Annotated in this window: 12 protein-coding genes; 5 read left to right on the plus strand and 7 right to left on the minus strand. The window is 62.7% G+C overall.

The features are described from left to right. Positions 1-21: 21 nt before the first annotated feature. Both ACF8K2_RS24195 and ACF8K2_RS24200 read right to left on the minus strand, forming a co-directional pair. The gene (locus ACF8K2_RS24195; RefSeq protein WP_392468155.1) at positions 22-1,386 is read right to left on the minus strand and encodes an APC family permease; all 1,365 of its coding nucleotides are present in this window, start codon (positions 1,384-1,386) and stop codon (positions 22-24) included. A gap of 232 nt (positions 1,387-1,618) precedes the next feature. After that, positions 1,619-2,506 carry an acyltransferase gene (locus tag ACF8K2_RS24200; RefSeq protein ID WP_392468158.1) on the minus strand — a complete coding sequence of 296 codons (888 nt, stop codon included), beginning with the start codon at positions 2,504-2,506 and terminating at the stop codon, positions 1,619-1,621. A 181-nt stretch (positions 2,507-2,687) separates the two neighbouring features. Here ACF8K2_RS24200 and ACF8K2_RS24205 point away from each other — a divergent pair, with 181 nt between their 5' ends. From ACF8K2_RS24205 to creD, 4 genes are all read left to right on the plus strand, one after another. Continuing rightward, the gene (locus ACF8K2_RS24205) at positions 2,688-3,194 is read left to right on the plus strand and encodes an ATP-dependent zinc protease (protein WP_186552749.1); all 507 of its coding nucleotides are present in this window, start codon (positions 2,688-2,690) and stop codon (positions 3,192-3,194) included. Between the two features lie 109 nt (positions 3,195-3,303). Continuing rightward, entirely contained in the window at positions 3,304-3,984 is a 681-nt protein-coding gene (creB, locus tag ACF8K2_RS24210; protein ID WP_392468162.1) for a two-component system response regulator CreB, read from the plus strand. Further along, on the plus strand, positions 3,984-5,417 hold the full coding sequence (gene creC, locus ACF8K2_RS24215; protein ID WP_392468165.1) for a two-component system sensor histidine kinase CreC: 1,434 nt from the start codon (positions 3,984-3,986) through the stop codon (positions 5,415-5,417). The genes creB and creC overlap by 1 nt, the downstream gene beginning before the upstream one ends. A 102-nt stretch (positions 5,418-5,519) precedes the next feature. Continuing rightward, positions 5,520-6,848, plus strand: a complete 1,329-nt coding sequence (gene creD, locus ACF8K2_RS24220; protein ID WP_392468168.1) for a cell envelope integrity protein CreD — start codon at positions 5,520-5,522, stop codon at positions 6,846-6,848. A gap of 137 nt (positions 6,849-6,985) precedes the next feature. On the opposite strand, the gene ACF8K2_RS24225 is transcribed toward creD, so the two are convergent. From ACF8K2_RS24225 to aceE, 5 genes are all read right to left on the minus strand, one after another. After that, positions 6,986-7,609, minus strand: a complete 624-nt coding sequence (locus ACF8K2_RS24225; RefSeq protein ID WP_392468171.1) for a glutathione S-transferase — start codon at positions 7,607-7,609, stop codon at positions 6,986-6,988. A 9-nt stretch (positions 7,610-7,618) separates the two neighbouring features. Beyond that, positions 7,619-8,284, minus strand: a complete 666-nt coding sequence (gene msrA, locus ACF8K2_RS24230) for a peptide-methionine (S)-S-oxide reductase MsrA (RefSeq protein ID WP_392468174.1) — start codon at positions 8,282-8,284, stop codon at positions 7,619-7,621. A gap of 148 nt (positions 8,285-8,432) precedes the next feature. After that, positions 8,433-11,126 carry a bifunctional diguanylate cyclase/phosphodiesterase gene (locus tag ACF8K2_RS24235; protein ID WP_186552743.1) on the minus strand — a complete coding sequence of 898 codons (2,694 nt, stop codon included), beginning with the start codon at positions 11,124-11,126 and terminating at the stop codon, positions 8,433-8,435. Between the two features lie 274 nt (positions 11,127-11,400). Continuing rightward, entirely contained in the window at positions 11,401-13,044 is a 1,644-nt protein-coding gene (aceF, locus tag ACF8K2_RS24240) for a dihydrolipoyllysine-residue acetyltransferase (RefSeq protein WP_392468177.1), read from the minus strand. A 12-nt stretch (positions 13,045-13,056) separates the two neighbouring features. Then, entirely contained in the window at positions 13,057-15,702 is a 2,646-nt protein-coding gene (gene aceE, locus ACF8K2_RS24245) for a pyruvate dehydrogenase (acetyl-transferring), homodimeric type (RefSeq protein ID WP_186552741.1), read from the minus strand. 383 nt (positions 15,703-16,085) lie between these two features. Here aceE and glnE point away from each other — a divergent pair, with 383 nt between their 5' ends. Further along, positions 16,086-19,019, plus strand: a complete 2,934-nt coding sequence (gene glnE / locus ACF8K2_RS24250) for a bifunctional [glutamate--ammonia ligase]-adenylyl-L-tyrosine phosphorylase/[glutamate--ammonia-ligase] adenylyltransferase (RefSeq protein WP_392468180.1) — start codon at positions 16,086-16,088, stop codon at positions 19,017-19,019. Positions 19,020-19,054 lie beyond the last annotated feature (35 nt).

Raw genomic sequence — 19,054 nt, forward strand, 5'->3', positions numbered from 1 at the left:
CCGCTCAGAGCAATCGCAGACTCAACCGGCTTCGGAGAAGTCCACCAGGCGTACCGGGCGGCGGAAGCCGGCCGTGAGCACGCCCAGGTAGGCCAGGCCCAGGGCAAACCAGCTCAGGCCGATCACCAGGGTCAGCGCCGAGAGACTGGTCCACAGCCACAAGGTCAGGCTCAGGCCCACCAGCGGTACCACGCCATAGCGCAGCAGCCCAAGCAAATTGCGTTGGCTGCTATCCATCAGCAAATGGGTGCGCACCACAGCAAGGTTGACCGCCGAGAACGCGACCAGGGCGCCAAAGCTGATCAGCGAGGCGAGGGTGCCCAGGTTGATCACCAGTGCCAGCAGCGAGAACGCCGAGACCACCAGTGTGGCGAACACTGGGGTGCCGAAGCGTGGCGACAGCCGACCGAAGCTACGCTGGGGCAGCATCCTGTCGCGACCCATGGTGTAGAGAATCCGCGACACCGCCGCTTGGGAGGCCAGCGCCGAACCCAGGCTGCCGGCCACGTAGGCGGCCGTGAAGAAGTTGGCCAGGAACTGCCCACCGGCCTTGAACATCACTTCATTGGCCGCCGCATCGGCGTTGGCGAAGGTGCTGCCGGGCAGCACCAGCTGGCTGATGTAGGCCAGCAGGGTGAACAACAGGCCGGCGCCGAGGGTGGTGAGGATGATCGCCCGTGGTACGTCGCGGCGTGCGTCGCGGCTCTCTTCGGCCAGGGTCGACACCGCGTCGAAGCCCAAGAACGACAGGCACAGCACCGCAGCGCCGGCCATCAGGTGGCCAAATCCGGGTGCCGAACCATCGCCAAGCAGTGGCGAGAGGAAGTCGACCGACTGGCCGTTGCCCAAAGTCTGCCACGACAAGGCGACAAACACCCCGATGAACACGATCTGTGCGCCAACGATCAGGTTGCTGGCCTTGGCTACCGAGTGGATACCGATCACATTCAGCACCGTCACCAGGGCGATCGACGCCAGGACGATGGTCCATGCGGGAATGGCCGGGAAGGCGATATTCAGGAACAGCCCGATCAACAAGTAATTGATCATCGGAATGAACAGGTAATCGAGCAGCAGCGACCAGCCGGCAAGAAAGCCGACATTGGGCCCAAAGGCCATGTTGGTGTAGGAGTACGCCGAGCCTGCGACCGGATAGCGCTTGACCATGAAGCTGTAGGAGGTGGCGGTGAACAACATCGCCAGCAGAGTTACCAGGTAGGCGCCGGCCGTACGGCCACCGGTGATTTCGGTGACGATGCCATAGGTGGTGAAGATGGTCAGCGGGACCATGTACACCAGGCCGAAGAACACCAGCGCGGGTAGGCCCAGGACGCGGCGCAGTTGAGCGGAGGCTGCCTCGGCAGCAGAGCAAGGTTGGTTTGCCATCAATCGATCCCGGCGTTTTTGTAGTTGTTTGTTGATCGATTTTTATCCATCTAGATGGATGATGACAAACAAAGAGTTCCTTATCTCAATTATAAGTGTGGGTTTTAATCGACCTTCGCTGCTGAATGTGCCGGCCTCTTTGCGGGCAAGCACGCTCCCAGGTTTTTGCAGCGCTGCCCAACCCTGTGGGAGCGGGCTTGCCCGCGAAGAGGCCGGACCAGCCACCGAAATCTCAGCGCATCTCAGCGCGCAACTGCTCGATCCGCTGATCCTTCTCGACCCACAGCTGATTCACCCAAGCCTGAACAGACTGGCGGAACGCCGGATCATTCTCGTAATCCCCTTCACTCAACCCCGGGTCCAACTCACGCACGCGAATGTCGATAATCACCCGACTAATGCTGCCATTGAGCAAATCCCAGAACCCCGGCGCTTTATCGCCTGGATAAACGATGGTGACATCCAGCAACGCATCGAGCTGCTCACCCAATGCCGCCAAAACGAACGCCACACCACCGGCCTTGGGCTTGAGCAGGTAGTTGTACGGAGACTGCTGCTCCAAGCGCTTGGCCTGGCTGAAGCGGGTGCCTTCCAGGTAATTGACCACGGTCACCGGCTGGCGCTTGAACAGCTCGCAGGCGGCCTTGGTGATTTCCAGGTCCTTGCCCTTGAGCTCTGGATGTTTCTCCAAAAACGCCTTGCTGTAACGCTTCATGAACGGGTAATCCAGCCCCCACCAGGCCAAGCCCAGCAGCGGCACCCAGATCAGCTCCTTCTTGAGGAAGAACTTGAAGAACGGCACCCGGCGATTGAGGCTCTCGATCAAGGCGGGGATATCGACCCAGGTCTGGTGGTTGCTCACACACAGGTAGGAGGTGTCCTGGCGCAGTTTGTCGACGCCGCGGATATCCCACTGGGTGGGGATGCACAGGGCGAAGATGAGCTTGTCGATTTCCGACCAGGATTCGGCGATCCACATCACCGCCGCAGAGGCATAGTCACGGCCCCGGCCTGGCAGGACCAGTTTGAGCAGGGCAAAGACCATCAGCGGGCAGATCATCACCAGCGTATTGAGCAGCAGCAGGAAGGTGGTGAGGATGCCGGTCAGCAGGCGACGCATAAAAAGACTCTTGTTGTGTGGAATAAGCGGTTGGCAATGATAAGTGCGGCAAAGTCCTACGCCAAATGTCCAATGCCCAACGGATGGGACAAATGTTTCACATTATGTTGGATAAGCTTTGGCGACGAACCTCTCGCGCTTGTGCAGTCTAAGCACTGTCTCGTCTCAAGGAAGCTAGCCTGTGAAACCATTGCTTGCCCTGTTATCGCTGCTCGCCCTGCCGGTCATGGCGGCCGAGCCGACCCTGTATGGTCGCTACGAGTACATCACGTTGCCGGAAATTGGCGGCGAAACGCTCAAGGCCAAGATGGATACCGGCGCGTTGACTGCGTCGCTGTCGGCCAAGGATATCGAGCGCTTCACCCGTGATGGCGAGGACTGGGTGCGTTTTCGCCTGGCCACCAAAGATGCCGACGGCAAGGTCTATGAACACAAGATCGCGCGGATCAGCAAGATCAAGACCCGCGCCGATGAAGACGATGAAGAGGGCGAAACGGCTGAGGCGGCGCGCCGGCCGGTGGTCGACCTGGAGCTGTGCCTTGGCGATGTGAAACGCACGGTCGAGGTCAACCTGACCGACCGCAGCAGCTTCAACTACCCGCTGCTGATCGGCGCCAAGGCATTGCGTGAGTTCAAGGCAGCGGTGAATCCAGCGCGCAGGTTCACCGCAGGCAAGCCTGACTGCTGACGCAGTAGCTACAAGCTTTGAGCTTCAAGCTGCAAGAACAAGCGCAACGGTGTAATTTCACGCCATCCGCTTCTACTTGGAGCTTGCCGCTTGAGGCTTGTCGCTAACAATGCCCCACATCCTCATCGTCGAAGACGAATCCGCCATCGCCGACACCCTGATCTACGCCCTGCAAGCCGATGGCCACAGCACCGACTGGGTCAGCCTCGGTAGCGCTGCGGTCGAGCGCCAGCGCCTGCAACCGGCGGACCTGGTCATTCTCGACATTGGCCTGCCCGACATCAGTGGCTTTGAAACCTGCCGCCAGTTGCGCCGCTTCAGCGAAGTCCCGGTGATGTTTCTCAGCGCCCGCGATGCCGAGATCGATCGGGTGCTGGGCCTGGAAATCGGCGCCGACGACTACGTGGTCAAGCCGTTCAGTCCACGCGAAGTGGCCGCGCGGGTGCGGGCCATCCTCAAGCGCATGGCGCCGCGTGCTGAAGTGGCCAGTGCCGCTACCCCGTTTCAGCTCGACACCCTGCGCATGCAGATCGTCTACCGCGGCGAGACGCTCGTGCTGACTCGCCACGAATTTCGCCTGCTGCAATGCCTGCTCGAACAACCGCAACGGGTGTTCAGCCGCGAGCAACTGCTCGATGCCTTGGGTGTGGCTGGCGACTCTGGCTACGAGCGCACCATCGACAGCCATATCAAGAGCCTGCGCGCCAAGCTGCGCCTGGTCGCCGCCGATGCCGAACCGATCCAGACCCACCGTGGCCTGGGTTACAGCTACAGCCCGGATAACGCCTGATGCGCTTGGGGATCCGGATCTTCCTGGTGTATTTCCTGTTCGTGGGGCTGTCGGGTTATTTCCTGCTCAATACCGTGCGCGAACAGATCCGCCCGGTGGTGCGCCAGTCCTCCGAGGAAACCCTGGTCGACACGGCCAACCTGCTGGCCGAGATCCTGCGCGATGACGTCAAGGCCGGCACCCTTGCGCAAAGCCGCCTGTCGCAATTGCTCGAATCCTATGGCCAGCGCCGTCCAGGTGCCGAGATCTGGGGGCTGGCGAAAAATCAGGTCAGCCACCGCATCTATGTCACCGATGCCAAGGGCACGGTACTGCTCGACTCTTCCGGTAACGACCTGGGCAAGGACTATTCGCGCTGGAACGACGTCTACCTGACCTTGCAGGGCCAGTACGGCGCGCGCTCCACCCGCAGTGACCCAGACGACGAAAGCACCTCGGTGATGCACGTGGCGGCGCCGATCATGGACGCGGGCAAGATCATTGGCGTGGTCACCGTGGCCAAGCCCAACAGCTCGCTGCAGCCGTATATCGATCGCGCCGAGCGGCGCTTGCTCAACCTGGGCTTGGGCTTGATCGGCCTGGGCCTGTTGGTCGGCGCGCTGCTGTCGTGGTGGCTGGCGCGCTCGTTGCGGCGCCTGACCCACTATGCCCAGGCGGTCAGCGAGGGCCAGCGCGCGGCGCTGCCGCATTACAAAGGCGGAGAGCTGGGGCAGTTGGCGACAGCGGTTGAGCGGATGCGCACAGAGCTGGCGGGCAAGGCCTATGTCGAGCGTTATGTGCATACCCTGACCCATGAGCTGAAAAGCCCGCTGGCAGCGATACGCGGCGCCTCTGAGCTGCTCCAGGGTGAGATGCCGGCTGAGCAGCGCGTGCGCTTTGCCAGCAACATCGAACGCGAAAGCGGGCGCTTGCAGCAGATGATCGAGCGCCTGCTCAACCTTGCCCAGGTCGAGCAGATGCAGGCCTTGGAAGATGAGCAGGACGTGGCCTTGGCGCCGATGGTCGATGAACTGCTGCTGGCACATGCGGCGCGGATTGAAAGCGCAGGCTTGCAAGTGCGTCAGCGCGTGCCGGTGGGGGTGCGGCTACGCTGTGATCCGTTCTTGATGCGTCAGGCGCTGGCCAATCTGCTGGAGAATGCGCTGGATTTCACCCCCCAGGGCGGCGCGCTGTTGTTCGAGCTGGAACAGGCCGGGGAGCGAATGGCGTTGAGCCTGTTCAACCAGGGCGAGGCCATTCCGCACTATGCCATTGGCCGGGTCAGTGAACGCTTCTACTCCCTGCCGCGGCCGGGCAGCGGGCGCAAGAGCACCGGCTTGGGACTCAACTTCGTGGCTGAGGTGATGCAGCTGCATGGCGGGGCATTGGCAGTGGATAACGTCGAAGGTGGCGTGCGGGTCAGGTTGTGGCTGCCGGCGCGGCGTATCGCCTAGCGCCGCGCTACCACACAATCTTCACAGACTCTCCACACACCCTCCCTAAGGGCTCCACGGACGCAGCACACACTGCGCCCATCGCAAACGGAGCCCTTGCCCATGAACAAAACCCTGAGTTTCAAGCTCGGCATGATCGCCTTGCTGATGTTGCTGCTGTTGATCCCGCTGCTGATGATCGGCGGCCTTATCGAGGAGCGGCAGATCCTGCGTGACAGCGTGCTGGCAGATATCGCCCAGAGCTCAAGCTTCGAGCAGCAGATATCTGGCCCCTTGCTGGTGGTGCCTTACCGCAAGTACGAGCGGCGCTGGATCGACAAGGACGGCCACAGCGTGCAGGAGACCACCACCGTCAACGGTCACCTGTACTTCTTGCCGGAAACCTTCGACGCCGAGATTGGCATCGACACCGAGCTGCGCTCGCGGGGCATTTATCAGGCGCGCTTGTTCCACGCCCAAAGCCAGATCTCCGGGCGCTTCAAGCTGCCAGAGCGTTGGGGCATCGACAAAGACTACGAAGACTACCGCTTCGACAAACCCTTCCTGGCTGTTGGCATCAGCGATATCCGCGGCATCGAGAGCAACCTGGAGCTGACCCTGGATGACCAGCGCCTGCCGTTCGAGGCCGGTACAGGGCTGGACTGGATGCGCGGCGGGGTACACGTCGCCCTGCCTGGGCTGGATGGGCAGAGCGCTCGCGAGTTCAGCTACGCCTTCGACCTCGCGCTGCAGGGCACTGGCCAACTGCATGTGCTGCCGATTGGCCGTACCAGCAGTGTCGACATGCACGCCAACTGGCCGCACCCAAGCTTCGTCGGCAGCTACCTGCCGAGCCGCCGCGAGATCAACGCCGAGGGCTTCAAGGCGCACTGGCAGACCTCGTTCTTCGCCACCAACCTGGAAGATGCCCTGCGCCAGTGCGCCACAGTTGCCCAGTGCGCGGACTACAAGGAGCGGACCTTCGGCGTGAGCTTTGTCGACCCGGTTGACCAGTACCTCAAGAGCGAACGGGCGATCAAATATGCGCTGTTGTTCATTGCCCTGACCTTCGCCGGCTTCTTCCTGTTCGAAGTGTTGAAGAACCTCAGCGTGCATCCGGTGCAGTACGTGTTGGTCGGGGTGGCCTTGGCGTTCTTCTACCTGCTGCTGTTGTCGCTGTCCGAGCATCTGGGCTTTGGCCCGGCGTATGGCTTGTCTGCTTCGGCGTGTGTGTTGCTGATCGGTTTTTACCTGAGCCATGTGCTGCACAGCCTGTGGCGTGGGGTCGGCTTTGCGGCCGGGCTGGCGGTGCTGTATGCGATGTTGTTTGGGCTGCTGAGCGCCGAAGACTATGCGCTGCTGATGGGCTCGTTGCTGTGCTTTGGCTTGCTGGGTGTGTTCATGGTGCTGACCCGCCGGCTGGACTGGTCGCGGGTGGGGAGGTCGGCATGAGGGAGGATCGCGAAGTTGGGCGCTGGTTGGCCTGGAAGATTGGGCTGTTGTTCGCAGTGACAGCCAGATGAGCCAAGCCCGCTTCCACATGCTCTGAGACAGCGCGTGGGAGCGGGCTTGCCCCGCGATAGCGTCAGTCAGGCCACAGGCGCGGTGGCAACCATCGAAGGACGCAAAGCCACCTCGGCATACCAGGCAGCCAACCCCGGTTGCTGCTCGCGCCAGCCAAAATCGGGCTGGCGCAGGTCCAGATAGCCCAACGCACAAGCCACGCCAATGGCAACGATATCGAAGCCTGAAACCAGCTCCGCCAGATGCTCGTGCTCAAGGTTCGTCAGGCTCCGGCAGATCTTCTGCGACTGCGCCTCGACCCAGCCGTCCCAGCGTTTTTCTGCCGGGCGCAGGAACGTCTCGTAACGCAGCGAAACAGCCGCATCCATGATCGCATCAGCCTGCGAGGCCAGCGTCAGCCGGCGCCAGCGCGCCGAGCCCTCGCGGGGGATCAATGGAATGCCCACATGCTGCGTGTCGAGGTACTCGCAGATCACCCGGCTGTCATGCAGCACGCTGCCATCTTCCAGGCGCAATGCAGGGATCTTGCCGATCGGGTTGCCTTGGTTGAGCTGCTCGTCGCCGGCCACCGGGCTGACGTTGACCGCTTGCAGTTGCACCCGATCCAACTGCCCGGTTTCATGCAGCACTACCATCACCTTGCGCACGAACGGCGACAGCGGTGAGTGGAACAGGGTCATCGTCGCCATGGCTTACCCTCAGTTGCCTTGAAGGCTAGGGGGCAGGCACACACCGGTACCACCGATGCCGCAGTAGCCATCGGGGTTCTTGGCCAGGTACTGCTGGTGATAGGCCTCGGCGAAGTACACGGTAGGCGCCTGGGCGATCTCGGTGGTGATCGGGCCGAAACCGGCCTTGTCCAGCTCGGCCTGGTAGGCCGCTTTGCTGGCTTGTGCCTGTTCCAGCTGCTCAGGGCTGGTGCAGAAGATCGCCGAGCGGTATTGGGTGCCGATGTCGTTGCCCTGGCGCATACCTTGGGTGGGGTTGTGTAGCTCCCAGAACATCGCCAGCAGTTCGCCGTAGCTGACCTTGGCCTTGTCGAACACCACCAGCACCACTTCGGTGTGGCCGGTCAGGCCCGAGCAGACTTCTTCGTAAGTCGGGTGCGGGGTGAAGCCACCGGCATAACCGACCACGGTGCTGACCACACCTTCACGCTGCCAGAAGCGGCGCTCGGCGCCCCAGAAGCAGCCCAGGCCAAAGATGGCGAAGTCGACGTCGTCGAAGAACGGGCCCAACAGGGGCGTGTCTTCGAAGACGAAGTGCTTCTCCGGCAAGGTCATCGGCGTTTCGCGGCCAGGCAGGGCCTGTTCAGCGGTGGGCAGGACGTTTTTGTTCACCAGGATTTCCGAACGCAGGACCATGGCCGTTCCTCTGTTGATAGCTAGGCAGTTGTGGCCTCATCGCGGGGCAAGCCCGCTCCCACGCGTATTTAGAGGGAATTCGTGGGAGCGGGCTTGCCCCGCGATGAGGCCCGAATGGTTCCTATATTGCCCGAGACTGGCCTTGCTGTCAGGCCATCGGTCCGCGCGGATAGCGCTTGAGTTTATCGACCAGCTCACGCCCTGGGATTGGCCGGTCGAACAGGTAGCCCTGACCGACGTCGCAGCGGTGGCGACGCAGGAACGCCAGCTGTTCGGCGGTCTCGATGCCCTCGGCAACCACCTTCAACTTGAGGTTGTGGGCCATGGCCACCACCGCTGAGGTGATCTCCATGTCGTCCTGGTTGTCGGGGATCTCGTTGATGAAGCTGCGGTCGATCTTGATGATGTCGATGGGAAACTTCTTCAGGTAACTCAGCGACGAGTAACCGGTGCCGAAGTCGTCCATCGCCAGGGTCAGGCCCAGCGCCTTGAGCTCGTCGAGCTGGCGGTGGGTGTCCTCGGTGGCTTCCAGCAGCAGGCCTTCGGTCAGCTCCAGCTCCAGCAGGTGCGGCGGCAGGGCCTCTTCCTTGATGATGTTGCCAATCGAGCTGACCAGCTCAGGGTCGGAAAACTGCTTGGGCGAGAGGTTGATCGCCACATGCAGGTTGCCCATGCCCGCGTCGCGCAGTTGCTGGCTCATCCGGCAGGACTGGCGCACCACCCACTTGCCGATCGGAATGATCAAGCCGGTTTCCTCAGCCACGCTGATGAACTGGTCGGGGCGAATCATGCCGCGCTCTGGGTGGTTCCAGCGCAGCAGCGCTTCCAGGCCCAGCAAACGCCCGCTGCGCAGGCACAGCTTGGGCTGGTAGAACACCTCCAGCTCATTCTGGGTCAGGGCGCGCCGCAGGTTGTTCTCGACGAACAGCTTGTAGCTGGCCTCGGCGTTGAGCACCTCGGTGAACACCTGGACCTGGTGCTTGCCGTTGGCTTTGGCCTTGTGCAGGGCAAGCCCGGCGTTTTTCATCAGCGTTTGCGGGTCGCTGCCATGCAGCGGCGCGCAGGCCAGGCCTACCGAGGCGGTGACGTTGATCAGCTGATTGTCGACGAACATCGGTTTATCGAGAGTACGCAACAGCTGTTGCGCCACCGCCTGGCCGTCTTCCAGGCCGATATCATCGAGCAGCACGGCGAATTCGTTACTGGCAAAGCGCGCCAGGATGCCGCCAGCGTGCAGGCTATTGCGCAAGCGTCGGGCGAGGCTGACCAGCAGCTTGTCACCGGTCTGGTGGCCGAGGCTGTCGTTGATCCGCTTGAAGTTGTCGATGTCGACCAGCAGCAGGCAGATCGAGGTTTCTTGGTCGCGCGCGAAACGTTCGTCGAGGTTGCGGATGAACGCCGGGCGGTTGCCCAGGTTGGTCAGGTTGTCGGTATAGGCCAGGCGCTCGATGCGCTGCTGGGCCAGCTTGCTCTGGGTGATGTCTTCGTAGATGCCGATGTAATGAGTCAACTCGCGGTTGTCGCCATACACCTTGGAAATCGACAGCTGGCCCCAGTAGGGCTCAAGGTTCTTGCGCCGGCTCTTGAACTCGCCTTGCCAGCTGTTGCCCATGGCCAGGCTCGAAGGCGAGTCGAACAACAGTTCACTGAGGTTTTCCAGGGCGGGCAATTCCGACAGGCGGTGGCCTTGGACCTCATCGGTGCTGTATTGGGTAATGGCGGTGAAGCTCGGGTTGACGTACTCCACCACGCCGTCACGGTTGACCAGCAAGAATGCGCTGGCGCTCTGTTCCACCGCACGCTGGAACAGGTGCAGGGCGCTGGCGGCGGTGCGCCGGTTGTGGTTGGTGATGACCTGGGCGAACTGGTCGGCCAACTCGCCGGCAAAGGCGATTTCATCGGACTGCCAGGCCCGCGGGGTGCCGGTTTGCTCCAGGCACAACACGCCGACCACCTGGCCATCGACGCGGATGCTGGCATCGAGCATGGCGTTGTTGGCGCTGGGGTAGAGGGTCTCGGCCATGTCGCGGGTGCGCGGGTCGTGGCTGGCATTGTGTGCGTCGATGGCGCGGCTGGCGTGCAGGGCGTCGAGGTAATCGGGGAAGCGGCTGGCGTCGATGGGCTCGGGCAATCGGTGCTGCTGCTCCAGGCGATACCAGGCGCTGATCGGCTCCAGGCGCTGGTCATCGAGGTACCAGATGCTGGCGCAGTCGACCTTGTAGATTTCGCAGGCGCTCTGGGTAATCAGCTCGGCAGCTTCGAGCAACGAGTTGTCGGCGCTGTAGCGCTGGCGTGCCAGGCGCAGGATCAGATCCTGCTGGGCGCGTACCCGCTCCAGGTGTTCGAGCTGCTCCTGCTGGGCGCGCTGGTTCAGTTGCAGGGCGATTTGCAGACGGTTGTTACGCGTTTCCAGGTCGCTGGCGGCGAGGTCCGGTGCGTCTTCTGCAGCGTCGTCGAGCACAGTCAGGTAGCCGCGCAGCAGTTGCCGGCCATGCTGCTTGTAGGCTTCGCCGACTTCCAGCAAGCGCAGTGGCTCGGGGCTGGCGTGCAGGGTGTAGCGCACCCGGTAGTGGCCGCGCCGGGTCAACTGCAGCTGGATCTCGTCGTGCAACCGGTAGCGCGCTTCTGGCTCCATCAGGCTGGCATAGGGCGAGCCGATCAAGGCGCAGAGGTCGGCGGCAGGCAGGCCGAACTGACGGTCGCAGGCGGGGTCGAGGTACAGCATGGCCCAATTGGCTTCGTTGAGCCTTTCGAAACGCAGCATGCCGAGCCGCGAGGGCACGGGGAGCTGCGTGACGACCTCGGCCGCCACACGGCTGGCGGCATCGGGTTGGCTTTTCATCGAAGACTCGCTTGAAGAGGGTGGCGCAGGCCTGGTCGGTCGCGCATCTGGCAAGGTTGCATCATGTCCCGGAGGCTGGCAAGCGGCCATAAGGGATGCTGTGAACAGGTTGTCGGCAGGCTGAGTGAAGTCTGAAGGTTGCTAGGGCGGGTTGAGGGCTAAAGCCGCTCTGGCCTGGGCAAAAAAAAGCCCCGCCAAGGGCGGGGTTGAGGTACGAGCGTGGCAGCTCGAAAGGGGGCCTGCCTTCGCGCATGGGAAGGCAGGTTGCAGCGCGTTACAGCAGCATGGTGCGGATGTCCGCCAGCAGGTCGCTCAGGCGCTTGGTGAAGCGCGCAGCTGCGGCGCCGTTGATCACACGGTGATCGTACGACAGCGACAGCGGCAGCATCAGCTTGGGCTGGAAGGCTTTGCCATCCCAGACCGGCTGCATGGTGGCCTTGGATACACCGAGGATCGCCACCTCAGGCGCGTTGACGATCGGCGTGAAGCCGGTGCCGCCAATGTGGCCGAGGCTGGAGATGGTGAAGCAAGCGCCTTGCATGTCGTCGGCCGACAGCTTCTTGGTGCGGGCTTTTTCGGCCAGCGCCGCAGCTTCGCCAGCCAGTTGCAGCAGGCTCTTCTGGTCGACGTTCTTGATCACCGGGACCAGCAGACCATCCGGGGTGTCCACGGCAAAGCCGATGTTCACGTACTTCTTGCGGATGATCGCCTTGCCGCTTGGTGCCAGCGAGCTGTTGAAGTCCGGCAGTTCCTTGAGCAGGTGGGCACAGGCCTTGAGCAGCAGTGGCAGCACGGTCAGCTTGACGCCAGCCTTCTCGGCCACCGCTTTCTGGGCAACGCGGAAGGCTTCCAGCTCGGTGATGTCGGCGGAGTCGAACTGGGTCACGTGCGGCACGTTCAGCCAGCTGCGGTGCAGGTTGGCGGCACCGACCTGCATCAGGCGGGTCAGGGCGACTTCTTCGACTTCACCGAACTTGCTGAAGTCCACCACCGGGATCGGCGGGATGCCTGCGCCACTGGTTGCACCCGCTGCTGCCGGTGCTTCCTTGGCCTTCTGCATCATGGCCTTGACGTAGACCTGCACGTCTTCCTTGAGGATGCGACCGTGCGGACCGGTGGCTGCTACTGCACCCAGGTCGACGCCGAACTCGCGGGCCAGCTGACGCACTGCCGGGCCGGCATGGACCTTGGCGTTGCTGCCAGCCGCTGGAGCGGTGGCGGCCGGTGCTGGAGCGGCAGCAGGGGCAGCGGCAGGTGCGGCGGCTGGAGCCGCGTCAGCCTTGGCCGGCGCAGCAGCGGCTGGCGCTGGAGCCGGTGCGGCAGCAGCCGCGCCTGCGACTTTCAGCTTGAAGATCAGGTCGCCAGTGCCGACTTCGTCGTCCAGCTTGCAGATCACTTCTTCGATCACGCCAGCGGCAGGCGAAGGGATCTCCATGGAGGCCTTGTCGGACTCCAGGGTGATCAGCGACTGGTCGGCTTCGACGCTGTCGCCAACCTTGACCAGCACTTCGATGATCTTGGCCTTGCCCGACGAGCCGATGTCCGGCACGTGGATGTCCTGCACGCTGGCTGCAGCTGGAGCTGCGGCCTGGGCAGGTGCTGCAGCCGGGGCGGCAGCGGGTTTTTCTTCGGCGGCAGGCGCAGCAGGGGCGGCTGCGGCCGGAGCCTCGGACGCCGCAGCGGCGCCCTCGACTTCCAGCACCAGCAGCTCGTCGCCTTCTTTCAGGCGATCGCCCAGCTTGACCTTCAGCTCTTTGATCACGCCTGCCTTGGGGGCAGGGATCTCCATGGAGGCCTTGTCGGACTCCAGGGTCAGCAGGCTCTGGTCAGCCTCGATGCGGTCGCCAACCTTGACGAACAGCTCGATGATTTCACCTTCACCGCTGCCGATGTCAGGTACGCGAATGAGTTCGCTCACTTAAAATACTCCTCAGCAGTCCAGTGGGTTGCGCTTGTCCGGGTCGATGCCGAACTTGACGATGGCGTCAGCCACCACCTTAGGTTCGATCTCGCCACGGTCAGCCAAGGCTTCCAGGGCAGCCAGCACCACGAAGTGACGGTCGACTTCGAAGAAGTGACGCAGCTTCTTGCGGCTGTCGCTGCGACCGAAGCCATCGGTACCCAGGACTTTGAACTCTTTGCTCGGCACCCACTGGCGGATCTGCTCGGCAAAGATCTTCATGTAGTCGGTCGATGCGATAACCGGACCCTTGCGACCGTTCAGGCACTGCTCGACGTAAGTCTGCTGTGGCTTCTGGCCAGGCTTGAGGCGGTTGGCGCGTTCTACGGCGAGGCCGTCGCGACGCAGTTCGTTGAAGCTGGTGACGCTCCACACGTCGGCGCCGACGTTGAACTCTTCACGCAGGATCTTCGCTGCTTCACGGACTTCACGCAGGATGGTGCCGGAGCCCATCAGCTGAACGTGGTGGGCCGCGTCCTTGGTGTCTTCCTCGAGCAGGTACATACCCTTGACGATGCCTTCCTCGACACCGGCCGGCATGGCTGGCTGCTGGTAGGATTCGTTCATCACGGTGATGTAGTAGAAGATGTCCTGTTGCTCTTCGGTCATCTTCTTCATGCCGTCCTGGATGATCACCGCCAGCTCGTAGCCGTAGGTTGGATCATAGGTGCGGCAGTTCGGGATGGTCCCGGCCAGCAGGTGGCTGTGACCGTCTTCGTGCTGCAGGCCTTCACCGTTGAGGGTGGTACGGCCGGCGGTACCGCCGATCAGGAAGCCACGGGTGCGGCTGTCGCCAGCGGCCCAGGCCAGGTCACCGATACGCTGGAAGCCGAACATCGAGTAGAAGATGTAGAACGGCAGCATCGGCTGGTTGTGGTTCGAATAGGAAGTGCCCGCAGCAATGAACGACGACATGGCGCCGGCTTCGTTGATGCCCTCTTCGAGGATCTGGCCCTTCTTGTCTTCGCGGTAGAACATCACCTGGTCTTTATCGACTGGCTCGTAGAGCTGGCCGACCGAGGAGTAGATGCCCAGCTGGCGGAACATGCCTTCCATACCGAAGGTACGGGCTTCGTCCGGGATGATCGGAACGATGCGCTGACCGATCTCTTTGTCCTTGACCAGCTGCGCCAGAATCCGCACGAAGGCCATGGTGGTGGAGATTTCGCGGTCGCCCGAGCCGTCCAGGATCGCCTTCAGGGTTTCCAGTGGCGGGGTTGGGATGCTGATGCTCTTCTCGCGGCGCTGTGGCACGAAACCACCCAGGGCGCTGCGGCGCTCGGCCAGGTAACGGGCCTCGGCGCTGCCTTCTTCAGGCTTGAAGAACGGCAGGTTTTCCAGCTCTTCGTCCTTGACCGGGATGTCGAAACGATCGCGGAAGTGACGCAGGCTCTCGACGTCGACCTTCTTGGTGTTGTGCGCGGTGTTCTTGGCTTCGCCAGCACCGGTGCCGTAACCCTTGATGGTCTTGGCCAGGATGACAGTCGGCTGCTCTTTGTGGTTGACCGCCTGGTGGTAGGCCGCATAGACCTTGTACGGGTCGTGACCGCCACGGTTGAGCTTCCAGATCTCTTCGTCGGACAGGTCTTCGACCATGGCCTTGAGTTCTGGGGTGTTGAAGAAGTGCTCACGGACGAACGCGCCGTCCTTGGCCTTGTAGTTCTGGTACTCGCCGTCGATGACTTCGTCCATGCGACGTTGCAGGATGCCGTCGACGTCCTTGGCCAGCAGTGGGTCCCAGAAACGGCCCCAGACCACTTTGTTGACGTTCCAGCCACCGCCACGGAACACGCCTTCGAGTTCCTGGATGATCTTGCCGTTGCCGCGAACCGGGCCGTCGAGGCGCTGCAGGTTGCAGTTGATGACGAAGATCAGGTTGTCCAGCTTCTCGCGGCCAGCCAGGGAGATCGCGCCCAAAGATTCCGGCTCGTCGCACTCGCCGTCGCCCATGAAGCACCAGACTTTCTGCTTGCCAGCCGGGATGTAGCCGCGCGCTTCGAGGTACTTCATGAAGCGTGCCTGGTAGATCGCCTGGATCGGACCCAGACCCATCGAAACGGTCGGGAACTGCCAGAAGTCAGGCATCAGCCATGGGTGCGGGTACGAGGACAGACCCTTGCCATCGACTTCCTGACGGAAGTTGTTCATCTGGTCTTCGCTGATCCGGCCTTCCATGAAGGCGCGGGCGTAGACGCCAGGCGAGGCGTGGCCCTGGAAGAAGATCAGGTCGCCGCCGTGTTCTTCGGTCGGGGCCTGGAAGAAGTAGTTGAAGCCGATGTCGTACAGGGTGGCACTGGAGGCGAAGCTCGAGATGTGTCCGCCCAGGTCCGAATCCTTCAGGTTGGTACGCATGACCATGGCCAGGGCGTTCCAACGCACCAACGAGCGAATGCGGCGTTCCATGAACAGGTCGCCAGGCATGCGTGCTTCGTGGGTGACAGGGATGGTGTTGCGGTATGGCGTGGTGATGGCATACGGCAGCTGCGAACCACTGCGGGTGGCCAGCTCGCCCATACGGGTCATCAGGTAATGAGCGCGGTCTTCGCCTTCTTTGTCGAGGACCGACTCCAGGGCATCCAGCCATTCCTGGGTTTCGATTGGATCGAGGTCTTGCATGGCTTGCTCCAGGGCGGAAAGGCCACCAGAATCGGGGGCCTGAGTTTGCGACTGGCCTTATGGGCAGACGTCGTGAATTCTTGGATTACCGGAGTGTGATCCGGCGCCGTGTAGTTTTACTACAAAAGCTTTCGCATTTCATGCTTTTAGACGGTCGGGGTAGTAGTAATACTACAGAAATGCGACGTTTGGTCGCACCCCGGGTTGTGAGGAAAAACGTTCATGTTGGTTGGCGGTGTGTTCGAGGCGGGTGATTCGTGATGTTTCTTGCCAATGATTCGACTATTTCAGCTATTTCCAACTTTTGTATGACAGTCCAACCGTGGTCCCGCATCGCCGCGACCGCATTTACCCCTCTGATTCACGCCGATCAAGGATAGTCCATGCGCCTGCCTTTGCCGCTCGATCTGCCTGCCGCCCTGCAACCACTGGTCGTTCGCAACCAGCTGTTGCTCACCGATGCCGTCGCTGGCCACGATCAATTGCACCTGGACGCTTTGAGCGCCACTCATCGGCAACAGTTCGATCAGGTTGCCGCCGCCAGTGATTTCGTCCTCGGCCAGGTGCAGCGTGAGCCCGGCATGTTCTTCGAGCTGCTGGGCAGCGGCGAACTGGAGCAGGCCTTCGGCCCGGGCCAGCTCTGTGCGCGGATCGCCAGCGTGGCCCAGGCGGCGCAAAGCGAAGATGAGCTGGCGCGTAATCTGCGCCGCGAGCGCAACCGCCAGCAATTGCGCATCATCTGGCGCGACATCACCCGCCAGGCCGCCCTGGGCGAGACTTGCCGCGACCTGTCGGACCTTGCCGATGCCTGTATCGACCAAGCCTATCAATGGTTGTACCCACGCCACTGCCAGCAGTTCGGCACACCGATCGGTAACCGCAGTGGCGAGCCGCAGCACATGGTGGTGCTGGGCATGGGCAAACTTGGCGCGGTGGAGCTGAACCTGTCATCGGACATCGACCTGATCTTCGCCTTCCCCGAAGGCGGCGAGACCGAAGGGGTCAAACGCTCGCTGGATAACCAGGAGTTCTTCACCCGCCTGGGCCAGCGCCTGATCAAGGCACTCGACCCGGTGACCGTCGATGGTTTCGTGTTCCGCGTCGACATGCGCCTGCGCCCCTATGGCTCGGCGGGTGCCTTGGTGCTGTCGTTCAATGCACTGGAGCAGTACTACCAGGACCAGGGCCGTGACTGGGAGCGCTACGCCATGATCAAGGCGCGGGTGGTGGCGGGCGACCAGACGGCCGGTGCCCAACTGCAGGAGATGCTGCGCCCGTTCGTCTACCGCCGTTACCTGGATTTCTCGGCGATCGAAGCGCTGCGCACCATGAAGCAGCTGATCCAGCAGGAAGTGCGCCGCAAAGGCATGGCCGAGAACATCAAGCTCGGCGCGGGCGGCATCCGCGAGGTGGAGTTCATCGCCCAGGCGTTCCAGTTGATCCACGGCGGGCGTGACCTGAGCCTGCAGCAGCGGCCACTGCTTAAAGTCTTGGCAACCTTGGAGGGCCAGGGTTACCTGCCGCCGGCGGTGGTTGCCGAGCTGCGCGAAGGCTACCAATTCCTGCGGTATACCGAACATGCCATCCAGGCTATCGCCGACCGCCAGACGCAGATGCTCCCCGAAGACGATACCGACCGCGCGCGGGTGGCCTTCATCCTCGGTTTTGCCGACTGGCACAGCTTCCACGAACAGCTCATGTACTGGCGCGGGCGCATCGACTGGCATTTCCGCCAGGTGATCGCCGACCCGGATGAAGACGAAGGCGAGGGCGAGTTGGTGGTGGGCGGTGAGTGGTCGCCGCTGTGGGAGCAGGCCCAGGACGAAGAAGCCGCTTGCAGACAGCTGGAGGAAGCTGGTTTCCGCCAGCCCGCCGAAGCCCTGCGGCGTTTGGCTGGGTTGCGCGCCAGCCCGCAGCTGCGCTCGATGCAGCGTTTGGGGCGCGAACGCCTGGATGCCTTCATTCCGCGCCTGCTGGCCCAGGCCGTCGAGCACGACAACCCGGACCTGGTACTGGAGCGGGTGCTGCCGCTGGTCGAAGCGGTGGCGCGGCGTTCGGCTTACCTGGTTCTGCTTACCGAAAACCCAGGCGCTCTACGCCGCCTGCTGACGCTTTGCGCCGCCAGCCCATGGATTGCCGAGCAGATCGCCCGCTATCCGCTGCTGCTCGACGAACTGCTCAATGAAGGCCGCCTGTTCAGCCCGCCACTGGCGCCGGAGCTGGCTTCGGAGCTGCGTGAGCGGCTGACGCGCATCCCCGAAGATGACCTGGAACAGCAGATGGAGGCCCTGCGTCACTTCAAGCTAGCGCACAGCCTGCGCGTGGCGGCTTCGGAAATCAGCGGCAACCTGCCGTTGATGAAAGTCAGCGACTACCTCACCTGGCTCGCCGAAGCCATTCTCGACCAGGTGCTGGCCCTGGCCTGGCGCCAGACCGTGGCGCGCCATGGCCAGCCCAAGCGCAGCGATGGCAGCTTGTGCGACCCGGGCTTCATCATCGTCGGGTATGGCAAGGTCGGGGGGCTGGAGCTGGGCCATGGCTCGGACCTGGACCTGGTATTCATTCACGATGGCGACCTGCATGCCGAGACTGACGGCGCCAAGCCGATCGACAGCGCGCAGTTCTTCACCCGCCTGGGCCAGCGCATCATTCACCTGCTGACCACCCAGACCAACTCCGGCCAGCTGTACGACGTCGACATGCGCCTGCGGCCATCGGGCGCTTCCGGGCTGCTGGTCAGCTCGCTCGGTGCCTTCGAGCGTTATCAACAAGGCGAAGCCTGGACCTGGGAGCATCAGGCCCTGGTCCGGGCACGGGTGCTGGTAGGCTGCAAGCAAGTGACCACGGCCTTCGAGGCGGTACGCGCCAAGGTGCTGGGCCAGGCCCGTGACCTCGACAAGCTGCGCGTCGAGGTCAGCGAGATGCGCGCCAAGATGCGTGACAACCTCGGCACCAAGCTCACCGCCGCCGGCACTGCCAGCAACGCCTTCGATGCGGGCGTGCCGTTCGATATCAAGCAGGATGCCGGCGGTATCGTGGATATCGAATTCATGGTCCAGTACGCAGCATTGGCCTGGTCCCACGACCACCCGGCGTTACTGCGCTGGACCGACAATATCCGCATTCTCGAAGAGCTCGAACAGGCCGGCCTGGTACCCGCCAGCGATGCGGTGTTGCTGCGTGAGGTGTACAAGGCCTTCCGTTCGGCCTCGCATCGCCAGGCCTTGCAGAAGCAGGCCGGGGTCATCGATGCCGCCCAGTTCGCCGACGAGCGCCGCGAAGTGCGGCGAATCTGGGGTGAGCTTGGCCTGAGTTGAGCGTTCAGGGCGACGACAGGGCACCAGTGGTACAC

It is taken from the genome of Pseudomonas sp. xss_2 (assembly GCF_043104195.1).
Lineage (GTDB): Bacteria > Pseudomonadota > Gammaproteobacteria > Pseudomonadales > Pseudomonadaceae > Aquipseudomonas > Aquipseudomonas urmiensis.

What these genes read in the sequence shown, in the direction of transcription:
- creC (WP_392468165.1), top strand. Translation starts at nt 3,984, where the DNA reads ATGCGCTTGGGGATCCGGATCTTCCTGGTGTATTTCCTGTTCGTGGGG.
- ACF8K2_RS24200 (WP_392468158.1), bottom strand. Translation starts at nt 2,506, where the DNA reads ATGCGTCGCCTGCTGACCGGCATCCTCACCACCTTCCTGCTGCTGCTC.
- glnE (WP_392468180.1), top strand. Translation starts at nt 16,086, where the DNA reads ATGCGCCTGCCTTTGCCGCTCGATCTGCCTGCCGCCCTGCAACCACTG.
- creD (WP_392468168.1), top strand. Translation starts at nt 5,520, where the DNA reads ATGAACAAAACCCTGAGTTTCAAGCTCGGCATGATCGCCTTGCTGATG.
- ACF8K2_RS24225 (WP_392468171.1), bottom strand. Translation starts at nt 7,609, where the DNA reads ATGGCGACGATGACCCTGTTCCACTCACCGCTGTCGCCGTTCGTGCGC.
- ACF8K2_RS24235 (WP_186552743.1), bottom strand. Translation starts at nt 11,126, where the DNA reads ATGAAAAGCCAACCCGATGCCGCCAGCCGTGTGGCGGCCGAGGTCGTC.
- aceE (WP_186552741.1), bottom strand. Translation starts at nt 15,702, where the DNA reads ATGCAAGACCTCGATCCAATCGAAACCCAGGAATGGCTGGATGCCCTG.
- creB (WP_392468162.1), top strand. Translation starts at nt 3,304, where the DNA reads ATGCCCCACATCCTCATCGTCGAAGACGAATCCGCCATCGCCGACACC.
- ACF8K2_RS24195 (WP_392468155.1), bottom strand. Translation starts at nt 1,386, where the DNA reads ATGGCAAACCAACCTTGCTCTGCTGCCGAGGCAGCCTCCGCTCAACTG.
- msrA (WP_392468174.1), bottom strand. Translation starts at nt 8,284, where the DNA reads ATGGTCCTGCGTTCGGAAATCCTGGTGAACAAAAACGTCCTGCCCACC.